Annotated in this window: 8 protein-coding genes; 6 read left to right on the top strand and 2 right to left on the bottom strand. The window is 44.0% G+C overall.

Annotated features, from left to right (window positions below):
- Nucleotides 1-22 precede the first annotated feature (22 nt).
- The 6 genes from uvrB to ASU35_RS15800 all read left to right on the top strand — a co-directional run bounded on the left by uvrB (nt 23) and on the right by ASU35_RS15800 (nt 10,058).
- Nucleotides 23-2,008: an excinuclease ABC subunit UvrB gene (gene uvrB, locus ASU35_RS15775; RefSeq protein WP_058353934.1), complete on the top strand. Its 1,986-nt coding sequence runs from the start codon at nt 23-25 to the stop codon at nt 2,006-2,008.
- A 15-nt stretch (nt 2,009-2,023) separates the two neighbouring features.
- Complete coding sequence (gene uvrA / locus ASU35_RS15780; protein WP_058353935.1) at nt 2,024-4,864, top strand: excinuclease ABC subunit UvrA; 2,841 nt, start codon at nt 2,024-2,026, stop codon at nt 4,862-4,864.
- Between the two features lie 42 nt (nt 4,865-4,906).
- Nucleotides 4,907-5,488 carry a 5'-deoxynucleotidase gene (gene yfbR, locus ASU35_RS15785; RefSeq protein WP_058353936.1) on the top strand — a complete coding sequence of 194 codons (582 nt, stop codon included), beginning with the start codon at nt 4,907-4,909 and terminating at the stop codon, nt 5,486-5,488.
- A gap of 131 nt (nt 5,489-5,619) precedes the next feature.
- Complete coding sequence (gene guaA, locus ASU35_RS15790) at nt 5,620-7,164, top strand: glutamine-hydrolyzing GMP synthase (protein ID WP_058353937.1); 1,545 nt, start codon at nt 5,620-5,622, stop codon at nt 7,162-7,164.
- 275 nt (nt 7,165-7,439) lie between these two features.
- Entirely contained in the window at nt 7,440-9,503 is a 2,064-nt protein-coding gene (locus ASU35_RS15795) for a DNA adenine methylase (protein WP_058353938.1), read from the top strand.
- A 276-nt stretch (nt 9,504-9,779) separates the two neighbouring features.
- On the top strand, nt 9,780-10,058 hold the full coding sequence (locus ASU35_RS15800) for a hypothetical protein (protein ID WP_058353939.1): 279 nt from the start codon (nt 9,780-9,782) through the stop codon (nt 10,056-10,058).
- A 42-nt stretch (nt 10,059-10,100) separates the two neighbouring features.
- On the opposite strand, the gene ASU35_RS15805 is transcribed toward ASU35_RS15800, so the two are convergent.
- On the bottom strand, nt 10,101-10,418 hold the full coding sequence (locus ASU35_RS15805; RefSeq protein WP_058353940.1) for a DUF6618 family protein: 318 nt from the start codon (nt 10,416-10,418) through the stop codon (nt 10,101-10,103).
- A gap of 13 nt (nt 10,419-10,431) precedes the next feature.
- A complete protein-coding gene (locus ASU35_RS15810) occupies nt 10,432-11,241 on the bottom strand; it encodes an ExeA family protein (RefSeq protein WP_058353941.1) in 810 nt (269 codons plus the stop codon).
- Nucleotides 11,242-11,319: the final 78 nt, after the last annotated feature.

The raw sequence follows: 11,319 nt of genomic DNA on the forward strand, positions 1-11,319 counted from the left end.
AGTAGATTGAAAGGAGTGTATTATGGATAAATTTATCTTACATTCAGAATATAAACCTACCGGGGACCAGCCCGAAGCTATCAAAGCCCTTGTAAATGGCTTCAAAGAGGGCAATCAGTTCCAGACGCTTTTGGGTGTCACAGGCTCTGGTAAGACCTTTACGATGGCAAATGTAATCGAACAGCTCAATAAGCCGACCTTGGTTATCGCTCACAATAAAACGCTGGCAGCCCAGCTTTACAGCGAGTTTAAGGAATTCTTCCCGGAGAATGCGGTGGAATATTTTGTGTCCTATTATGATTATTACCAGCCGGAGGCCTATGTACCCTCCAGCGACACCTATATAGCAAAGGATTCTTCCATTAATGATGAGATTGATAAGCTGCGTCATTCGGCAACGGCTGCTCTGACGGAGCGAAAGGATGTTATTGTAGTAGCCAGTGTTTCCTGCATCTATGGCATTGGTAGTCCGGAGTTTTACAAGGATATGACTCTGTCTCTGCGGCCGGGTATGGTCCGCGATAGGGATGAGGTGCTTCGGAAGCTGGTGGATATGCAGTACACCCGTAATGACATGGATTTCAAGCGTGGAACCTTCCGTGTTCGGGGAGATGTGATTGAGATTTTCCTTGCCTCTGCTACAGATACTACTATCCGAGTAGAGTTCTTCGGAGATGAAATTGACCGGATTACAGAGGTAGATATTCTGACGAATGAAGTGAAGCATGAGCTGGAGCATGCTTATATTTATCCTGCCTCCCACTATGTTATTTCACCGGAGCAGATGGAGCCGGCACTAAAGGAAATAGAAGCAGAGCTGGAGGAAAGAGTAGGGTATTTTAAAAGTGAGGACAAGCTTTTAGAGGCCCAGCGAATTGCAGAGCGGACGAATTTTGATATTGAGATGATAAGGGAGACAGGCTTTTGCTCGGGTATTGAGAACTATTCCAGGCACCTGAATGGCTTAGAGCCGGGAGAACCGCCATTTACCCTGATGGACTTTTTCCCGGAGGATTATCTGATTATCGTAGACGAGTCCCACATCACCATTCCCCAGGTGCGGGGGATGTATGCCGGTGACCAGTCGAGAAAATCAACCTTGGTGGACTATGGCTTCCGACTGCCGTCAGCGAAGGATAACCGGCCTTTGAATTTTGAAGAATTTGAGAGTAAGATTAACCAAATGATGTTTGTATCGGCGACACCGTCGGATTATGAAAAGAACCATGAGCTTCTTCGGACAGAGCAGATTATTCGTCCGACCGGACTTCTGGACCCGGAGATTTTTGTGCGTCCGGTGGAAGGACAGATTGATGACCTGATTGGAGAGATTAATAAGGCGGTTGAGGGGCATAATAAGGTTCTAGTGACTACGCTGACAAAAAAGATGGCAGAGGATTTGACGGATTATCTGCGGCAGGTAGGTATCCGGGTGAAGTATCTGCATTCTGATATTGATACTCTGGAGCGTTCCCAGATTATCAGGGATATGCGTCTGGATGTTTTTGATGTTTTAGTTGGTATTAACCTGCTGCGGGAGGGCCTGGATATTCCGGAGATTACGCTGGTAGCTATCCTGGATGCAGATAAGGAGGGCTTTTTACGTTCAGAGACCTCTTTGATTCAGACCATAGGCCGTGCGGCACGAAATGCCGATGGCAAGGTTATCATGTATGCCGATACGACTACGGATTCCATGGATAAAGCGATTTCTGAGACGAACCGCCGTCGGCAGGTACAGGATGCTTACAACAAGGAGCACGGCATTACTCCAGCAACGATTAAAAAGGCTGTCCGTGATTTGATTCGTATTACAAAGAAGGCAGAGGACAGATCCTACCGCATGGAAAAGGACCCTGAGTCTATGAGTAAGGCTGAGCTTGAAAAGCTTATAAGGACAGTAAATAAGAAGATGATGACAGCAGCAGCGGAGCTGAACTTTGAGCTGGCAGCAGAGCTTCGTGACCAGCTGATTGATTTGAAAAAAGAGCTTTTGAATTTAGAATAGAAGTGAGGAAGGAACATGGCAGCAAAGAAGAATTACATTAAGATACGAGGGGCAAAGGAGCATAATTTAAAAAATATTTCTCTGGACATTCCCAGAGATTCCTTTGTGGTACTGACCGGCTTGAGTGGCTCAGGAAAGTCCTCTCTTGCCTTTGATACGATTTACGCAGAAGGACAGCGACGGTATATGGAATCTCTCTCCTCCTATGCCCGGATGTTTTTAGGACAGATGGAAAAGCCGAATGTAGAGAGCATTGAGGGACTTTCTCCAGCGATTTCCATTGACCAGAAGTCTACCAACCGGAATCCGCGTTCCACCGTGGGTACGGTAACAGAAATTTATGATTATTTCCGTCTTTTGTATGCCCGTATCGGTACGCCCCACTGTCCAAGGTGTGGCAAGGAGATAAAAAGGCAGACGGTAGACCAGATGGTGGATGAGATTATGAAGCTGCCGGAGCGGACAAAAATCCAGCTTCTAGCACCGGTAGTTCGTGGCCGGAAGGGTGAGCATAGCAAGGTGTTTGCCCAGGCAAAGAAAAGCGGTTATGTCCGGGCCAGAGTAGATGGGCATCTATATGAGCTGTCTGAGGAAATCAAGCTGGAAAAGAACATTAAGCATAATATTGAGATTATTGTAGACCGTCTTGTAGTAAAGAAAGGGATGGAAAAGCGTTTGGCCGATTCCATTGAGAGTGTTTTAAAAATTGCGGAGGGCCTGTTAATTGTCGATGTGGTGGATGGTGAGCCGATTAATTTCAGTCAGAGCTTTTCCTGCCCGGACTGCGGTATCAGTATTGATGAAATCGAGCCGCGTAATTTTTCCTTCAACAATCCTTTTGGAGCCTGCCCGGAGTGCCATGGTATCGGAGTAAAAATGGAGTTTGATGAGGAGCTTATGATACCGGATGATTCTCTGAGTCTGGCAGAAGGAGCGGTAGCAGTCCTTGGCTGGCAGTCGGCTACAGATCCAAGGAGCTATACGAGAGCAATTTTAGATGCTCTGGCTGCGGAATATGGTTTTGATCTGAACACGCCGTACCGGGAGCTGCCGGAGCATATCCGCTATATGTTTATCCATGGCTTTGATAAGGTGGTAAAGGTGCATTACAAGGGACAGCGTGGTGTTGGTGTTTATGATGTGCAGTTTGAGGGACTTTTGCGGAATGTGGAGCGAAGATACCGGGAGACTGCTTCCGAATATACCCGTCAGGAATATGAGACCTTTATGCGGGTGACGCCTTGTAAGGCCTGCCATGGACGGCGTTTGAAGCCGGAGATACTGGCAGTTACCATCGGAGAAAAGAATATTGCAGACATTACGGATTTTTCCATTTCGGAGCTTTCTGAATTTATGGAAAACTTAAATCTCACACCGCGGCAGGAAAAGATTGGTGAGCTGGTATTAAAGGAAATCCGTGCCAGAATAGGATTTTTAATGGATGTTGGTCTGGACTACCTGACTCTGTCCAGAGCAGCAGGCTCTCTGTCCGGTGGTGAAGCCCAGCGGATTCGTCTGGCAACCCAGATTGGCTCCGGCCTGGTAGGTGTTGTCTACATCCTGGATGAGCCGAGCATCGGCCTTCACCAGAGGGACAATGACAAGCTTCTGAATACGCTGAAGCACCTGCGGGAGCTTGGCAATACGCTGCTTGTGGTAGAGCATGATGAGGATACAATGCTGGCAGCCGACCATATCGTGGATATTGGCCCAGGTGCCGGAGAGCACGGTGGCGAGGTCATTGCCCAGGGTACGGCAAAGGAAATTATGAAAAAACGTAAATCCATTACAGGAGCGTATTTAAGCGGGCGGATAAAGATACCGGTACCGACAGAGCGAAAGGCTCCGACTGGCTGGCTGACGGTTTGTGGAGCCAGAGAAAATAATTTGAAAAATATTGATGTAGAATTTCCATTAGGTATTATGACCTGTGTTACCGGAGTGTCCGGCTCCGGCAAGAGCTCTCTGGTCAATGAAATCCTCTATAAGAAGCTGGCCAGACAGTTGAACCGTGCCAGGGTTATCCCGGGAAACCATGACAGTATTGAGGGCATAGAGCAGCTGGATAAGGTTATTAATATCGACCAGTCTCCGATTGGAAGGACACCGCGTTCCAACCCGGCTACCTATACCGGTGTTTTTGATTTGATTCGTGATTTATTTGCATCGACAGCAGATGCCAAGGCAAAGGGCTATAAAAAGGGACGTTTCAGCTTTAACGTAAAGGGCGGCCGCTGTGAGGCCTGCTCTGGTGACGGTATTATTAAGATTGAAATGAACTTTTTACCAGATATTTATGTGCCTTGCGAGGTATGTGATGGAAAACGTTATAATAGGGAGACTCTTGAGGTAAAATACAAGGGAAAGAGTATTTTTGATGTGCTGGATATGACCGTAGAGGAGGCTTTAAAATTCTTTGAAAATGTTCCTGCTATCCGGCGGAAAATCGAGACTCTGAATGATGTAGGGCTTTCCTATATCAAGCTGGGGCAGCCTTCTACCACTCTGTCCGGTGGCGAGGCTCAGCGGATTAAGCTGGCAACAGAGCTTTCCCGCCGCAGTACCGGAAAGACCATTTATATTTTAGACGAGCCTACGACAGGACTGCATTTTGCTGATGTTCATAAGCTGGTTGAGATTCTTCACCGGCTGGCAGAGGGCGGCAATACGGTAATCGTTATTGAGCACAATTTGGACGTTATCAAAACAGCTGATTACATTATCGACATGGGTCCGGAGGGCGGCGACCGTGGTGGTACCGTAATAGCCCGGGGAACCCCGGAGGAGCTGGCTGAGTGCGAGAATTCCTATACCGGTCATTATGTGAAGAGGATGCTGGAAAAGGATAAAGAATAAGCCGAAGAAAAAGTGAGAGAAACAAAAGCTGGAGGAAGAGAAATGGAGTCACATTTTTTTGCAATGATGTCACGGATGAAGTACATTGAACGCTGGGCATTAATGCGAAATTCGGAAAAGGAAAATATCAGCGAGCATTCCATGGAAGTGGCGATGCTTGCCCATGCCCTGGCGGTAATCAGCAAGGTCCGCTTTGGCAATCAGCTGAATCCCGAGCGGGCAGCCTTAATTGGTCTCTACCATGACTGTACCGAGATTATCACAGGAGATATGCCGACACCGATAAAATACTATAATGATGAGATTAAGGATGCCTTTAAAGCAGTAGAGGATGTGGCAGCTGCCAAGCTACTTCATATGCTTCCGGCAGATATGCAGGATTATTATCAGGGGCTGTTTTTCAAGCAGACGGAGGATGAATATCTCTGGCGGCTCAATAAAGCGGCAGACAAGCTATCTGCCCTCATCAAGTGTATTGAAGAGGAAAAGGCCGGCAATACAGAATTTGCTAGTGCTTATAAGGCACTGGAGAAGAGTATACGGAAAATGGAGCTTCCGGAGGTTTCGGTATTTTTAGAGGAGTTTCTGCCATCCTATCGGAAGACACTGGATGAGCTGCAGTAGCGAGGAGAAAGATATCGCAACATAAGCTTTGACAAGCAGATGAAAAGTTAGTACAATAGGAGCAGATGTAGAGCTTGCCAGACGGAGCTTTCCGGCGGCAGACAACAATTAAACAGTAGGAGGAAAAGGATTTGAATAAGGAAATGGTAATTGTTATTGACTTTGGCGGTCAGTACAACCAGTTAGTTGCTCGGCGTGTCCGCGAGTGCAACGTATACTGCGAAATCTATTCTTATAAAATTGACATTGCGAAAATCAGGGAAATGAATCCAAAGGGAATTATCCTGACCGGTGGTCCGAACAGCTGCTATGAGGAAGGTGCTCCGACCTATTCCAAGGAGCTTTTTGAGCTTGGAATACCAGTACTGGGGCTGTGCTATGGTGCCCAGCTGATGCAGCATGCCCTGGGTGGCAGGGTAGAGCGTGCTTCTGTCCGCGAATACGGTAAGACAGAGGTCTCTGTAGACAACAGCTCTGTGCTTTTTGGTGATGTAGCACCAAAGACTATCTGTTGGATGAGCCATTTTGATTATATTTCCAAGACAGCACCAGGCTTCAAAATCACAGCAACCACAGCAGACTGCCCGGTAGCAGCTGCCGAGGACGCTGAGAAGAATTTATATGCAATCCAGTTCCATCCAGAGGTACTGCACACCCAGGAAGGAACCAAGATGCTTTCTAACTTTGTATATAAGGTGTGTGGCTGTGCCGGCGACTGGAGAATGGATTCCTTCGTAGAGGAGTCTGTAAAGCAGATTCGCGAAAAGGTTGGCAACGGAAAGGTACTGTGTGCCTTATCCGGCGGCGTAGATTCCTCTGTAGCAGCAGTTCTGCTTTCCAAGGCAATCGGTAATCAGCTGACCTGTGTATTTGTAGACCACGGTCTGCTCCGTAAAAATGAGGGTGATGAGGTAGAAACCGTTTTCGGTCCAGAAGGCAGCTACGATTTAAACTTCATCCGCGTCAATGCCCAGGAGCGTTTCTATAACAAGCTGGCAGATGTAACCGAGCCAGAAAAAAAACGAAAAATCATCGGTGAGGAATTTATCCGTGTATTTGAAGAGGAAGCAAAGAAAATCGGTGCCGTTGATTTTCTGGTACAGGGAACCATCTATCCAGACGTAGTAGAGAGTGGCCTCGGCGGCGAATCTGCAGTCATTAAGTCCCACCACAACGTAGGCGGTCTTCCGGACTGCGTTGATTTCAAGGAAATCATCGAGCCACTCCGCAACCTGTTCAAGGACGAGGTTCGTAAGGTCGGCCTTGAGCTGGGTATTCCAGAGAAGCTGGTATTCCGTCAGCCATTCCCGGGCCCGGGTCTTGGCATCCGTATCATTGGCGAAGTTACTGGTGAAAAGGTTAAAATCGTGCAGGATGCCGACGCCATCTACCGCGAGGAAATCGCCAATGCCGGTCTCGACCGCAGCATCGGCCAGTATTTTGCCGCCCTCACTAACATGCGTTCTGTAGGTGTTATGGGTGACGAAAGAACCTATGACTATGCAATCGCCCTGCGAGCTGTGAATACAATCGATTTTATGACCGCAGAGGCAGCAGAAATCCCTTGGGAGGTACTGCAAAAAGTCACCAGCCGAATTATCAATGAGGTGAGCCATGTCAACAGGGTAATGTATGACGTGACAAGTAAGCCACCAGGAACGATAGAGTTTGAATAACGGATTTTGCCCTGAAAAGCCCAATTTATGGGCTTTTTGGGGTTTCTTTTTTGCATGTGGGGATGAAATGGGGATGCTTCACTCCAATTCGGTTCATTTTTGGCTCTAAAATTTGGCTCAAAGTGCCAACAAACCCTTGAAACATGCGGATTTGAGCGTGGGGATGTGATTTTCTGGCAGAGCCAATTTTTCGGGTTCGGTCTTATTTTCTCATAGCGTGCCGCAAGGGTTCATAGTATAATAGACTTATCTTGAGAAAGGCAGGTCTGTTTTTTATGCGTGAATTGTTGTTGAAGATGCTCACTTATGAGCCATTTGAGAAGATTTCTGGTGATGAAAAGAAATATGTAGATGCAGTTCTGGCTGGTGAGAATTCTCTTGCACAAAACTATCCTTTATATTATGAACTAATGACTGCTTTTCAGAAAGATATAGAGTCAGGTTACTGGGAAAAGAAATATAAAGTGACTGATTCAGAAACTACGGAGATAAATAGTGAAGTGGCTGATTCAGAAACTACAAAGCATAGAAGTGAGCTTGTTGAGTGGTTCAAAAACTATTATACATTATCGAAAGCTGGTAATATTGTAGTCTTATCATATAAGCGTACACAGAAAAGAGCATATTATCCAGTTTTGTTCAAGAAAATCTGCATCTACTGTATCCTTGCAGTTCAGTTAAAATATAATTCGAGAGACAGTTTATCAAATGCAAAATTTTTTGAAGAATTTGGTATAGGTGAAAACATACTTAATAAGTGGCATGTGTCTACTCGATATTTATTTTTGGCAAATCGTGACACATACTCCGCTCTTAGAATTGACAGAAATGGTGTAAAGAAGCCTTATCTTACCAGAATTATTAAAAAGGTGTACTATGAGTCTGCTAATCAGTTACGAGCAAATTCAGTTACTGCTAAGAAGCGTAAACTTGAAACATTTGTTGATGTATTCTCAGCAACTGCTACAGTTGCAGCATCGGTTGATGCAAAAAATTTGATTGTAAATGATATTGATGCAGGAGCTTCGAGTTTTCTTTTTGCGTTTATCCACTATAAGGGTGAGGTCAAAAAGGTTTTGGCTGATTTTCATAAGGACTTTGTTTCAGCTCAAATATCTAACAAGATTTTGTATACGGATGCTGATGTTCAAAGACACTATGAGTCATATATTGCTAACCAGAAATCATTAAGTAAACAGCTGAATATTGAGCAGTTATACGATAAGCAATATTATAATGATTACAACTATGGTCTGGATAAAAAGGAGATTCAGCTTGGAATAAGTAATATAACCATTCAGCGTGAGTTCATTAAGAATACAAGAAATAATTATTTGGCTATACAGAAAACTCTCGATTTGTGGAATAAGCAATATGCTAATATTGATATAGCTAATCTGCCTACTGATATTGATTTTTTAAAAGATAAGGATTCGCCAGTTGCTAAAAAAGTGTATGATATCATTGAGTATGGAGCAATGTGGTTTTTCTTTTGGAGTATAAGGAAAAATAATGCAGGCAAGGAACCATATATAACTGATATGTCAGAAAGTGCGTATGCTGATTATATTACGAATGTTCTTGGCTTTGATTTTAAGGATACTGAAAACTATCGAATTTATTCTAAATTACGCATTGATAAGATGTATGACGCTAAATATTTTGTTAATCGGATGAATCTCCTGCCGAAAAATATTAAATTCAATTGTGATAAAATGCATGATTTCTTTAAATATACAAAAGGGGCAAAAGTCTATAATTACAGTTATGAAAGAATGTTTGAGTTGTATGGCAAAGAAGAAAGCTTCTTTTTTTATCTTGATTCACCGTATTTTTGTACCACAGATTATGCGATTCCATTTCAAGATAGAGAGCATAAGGAGATGTTGAAGATATTGCGAGATGCTTCGTTCCATTGGTTATTCTCAATGCAGTATTATGAAGGTTCAACAAAGAAGGTTAAGTCTGTATCAAGACCTTCAATAAAAAAATATCATCCACAAATTAGGGATTATGATGCTTATTATAAAGGGTTTGTAAATAAGTTTACTGAAAATAAGTCAGGGTATTGGGTTGTGGAAGATGAACTGGATTCAACTAAGCTTGATAAATTGTATGTAATCCTGTTTGAGGATACCTCATCAAATGAAATTATGATATGCAATTTTGATGTCAGACCTGCGATAAAGTATGGAGAGGATGCTGTTGTGTTGCCAATGCGTGATTTCCTCAAATTGGAACAGCAGAAAGGTATGAAGTATGCAACTATCTATCAAGAAGCGGTTAAGTGGAGACAAAAGGAAATAAAGAATAATTATGATTCTGGAGCTGGGGTGTAATCCCTAGCTCTATTTATTTGCAATAATTGAATGATTACGGATATGAGTGAAAGTAATCATCTAAAAAAAGTTGACATAGTTCATTATCAAGTTGAATTAGCAATAATAATAAAGGCTCGCATAGTGGTCATTGTAACAGACAACTACTAAAAGCTGAGAGTAGTTCATATTCCCTGAGCTATCTTTATTATTTATGAGGATAACCAGTAATGATTTTACCTAGAAGAAGTCATTGCAGTCAGTTATTCAAGGTTGATTAACAAGGAGGAACAGATTATGTATTACAAACAGTTAGAAGGCTTTTTACGAGACAAAACCGCAGAGCTATCGCAGCAATTGCAGATTATCGGAGATATTGTACCAATCTACAATACTGGTGCTGATGAGGCTATGAACGCATCGTGTCAAACCGCAGATTATCTCGGGCGATTTCCGCAGATTATTTCAGACGGAAACACCTGTCACAGTCTGCGGTCAATGAGGCAAAAGCACATTATATCGGGTGTCACCGCAGATTATCGCGGGCTTATTTCAGTTCAGCTATGGCTGGATTGAAATAAGGCCACGAACAGATCGTGACCTTGAGAACCTTGAAAATCATATAACTTCATCATAGTTGCATAGTGCTTTTATTCCACAGACAAGACTTTCCACATCGACCGGATTGTCGAGATGCTGCCGTATCCTTTCTGCATTCCAGAAGGTATCTGAAAAGTGGGACAGTTCACAGCCGAAGTCCATGTTTGGAACACACAGATAGTTTCCATTCTGGTATTTTCCGGCGATCACATGAAAAGAAGTTCCTCTTGCATTTATGACAGCTTCATAATGGCAGGGGGTATGGACGAGGAGCCTAATCTCCCCGGTCCAGATTTTCTTTCCAACGGTTTTGCCGGTATTACATTGAAAAATCATACGGTCATACCTCCTATGCGAATGGATTCTGGTTGGTCACTGCGGCATGGATGACTTCTTCGTCAATGATCTGTCTTTTCATCTGGGAGCCGATGTTAAGTGCGTCTGTCATGATGTTATCGATGATACGGGGATTGCCCTGAACATAACCATGGACAGCAGATAATGCGGAATCACTGATGATGGAAGGTGCCGCACCGGCACATTTTAGTTTATGATTTATGTACTCCGGGACTTCGGAATCAGAGAGACCTTCATAATTATAACGGATGGTAATGCGCTGGTTGAGAGCTTCGTGAACCGGTTTGCGCAGAGTGTCCTGAAGATAGGATTCGCCACAGAGGATAAGGGTAAAACAGTTAAGGGAATCATATCCATAATTCATGAGCATCTTGATATCGTTGAGAATACCGGTGTTCAGATACTGTGCTTCGTCTATGGCAAGAAGGAGGGGCTGGCGTTTTTCCTTGTAAAGATAGTAGATCTGATCCTGTATGGAACGGAACATCCCGGTCTTGCCGCCTTTGTCACTGACACCGAGAACCTGACAGAATTCCTTGTAAAAATCAGAGACACTTACTGTGGAAAGGCAGATATACTCCATATGGTACATGTTTGGATTGAGGCTTTTGGCAAAGCATCGTAGAGCGAAGGATTTTCCCATGCCGGGTCTGGCAGTAAATACCCCGATGCCCCGGGTTTCCTTCAGAAAGTTGAGCCGTGCAGTCATCTGTTCAAAATCATTGGAACGGAAACAGTCATTTTCAGAAAACTGCTGTTTGTCAAAAGGGTTGGATTTTAAACCATAAAAAGAGTTGAACATTAGTCATTACCTCCGATCTTAGAGTAATCAAGCGGATTTCGATTATTGCGTTTCGTGTGGCAGTTATCGATTTTGTTG

The sequence above is a fragment of the Acetivibrio ethanolgignens genome (assembly GCF_001461035.1).
GTDB lineage: Bacteria > Bacillota > Clostridia > Lachnospirales > Lachnospiraceae > Velocimicrobium > Velocimicrobium ethanolgignens.

Coding starts and splice junctions, on each gene's coding strand:
- uvrB (WP_058353934.1), top strand. CDS start 23: ATGGATAAATTTATCTTACATTCAGAATATAAACCTACCGGGGACCAG.
- uvrA (WP_058353935.1), top strand. CDS start 2,024: ATGGCAGCAAAGAAGAATTACATTAAGATACGAGGGGCAAAGGAGCAT.
- yfbR (WP_058353936.1), top strand. CDS start 4,907: ATGGAGTCACATTTTTTTGCAATGATGTCACGGATGAAGTACATTGAA.
- ASU35_RS15795 (WP_058353938.1), top strand. CDS start 7,440: ATGCGTGAATTGTTGTTGAAGATGCTCACTTATGAGCCATTTGAGAAG.
- ASU35_RS15800 (WP_058353939.1), top strand. CDS start 9,780: ATGTATTACAAACAGTTAGAAGGCTTTTTACGAGACAAAACCGCAGAG.
- ASU35_RS15805 (WP_058353940.1), bottom strand. CDS start 10,418: ATGATTTTTCAATGTAATACCGGCAAAACCGTTGGAAAGAAAATCTGG.
- ASU35_RS15810 (WP_058353941.1), bottom strand. CDS start 11,241: ATGTTCAACTCTTTTTATGGTTTAAAATCCAACCCTTTTGACAAACAG.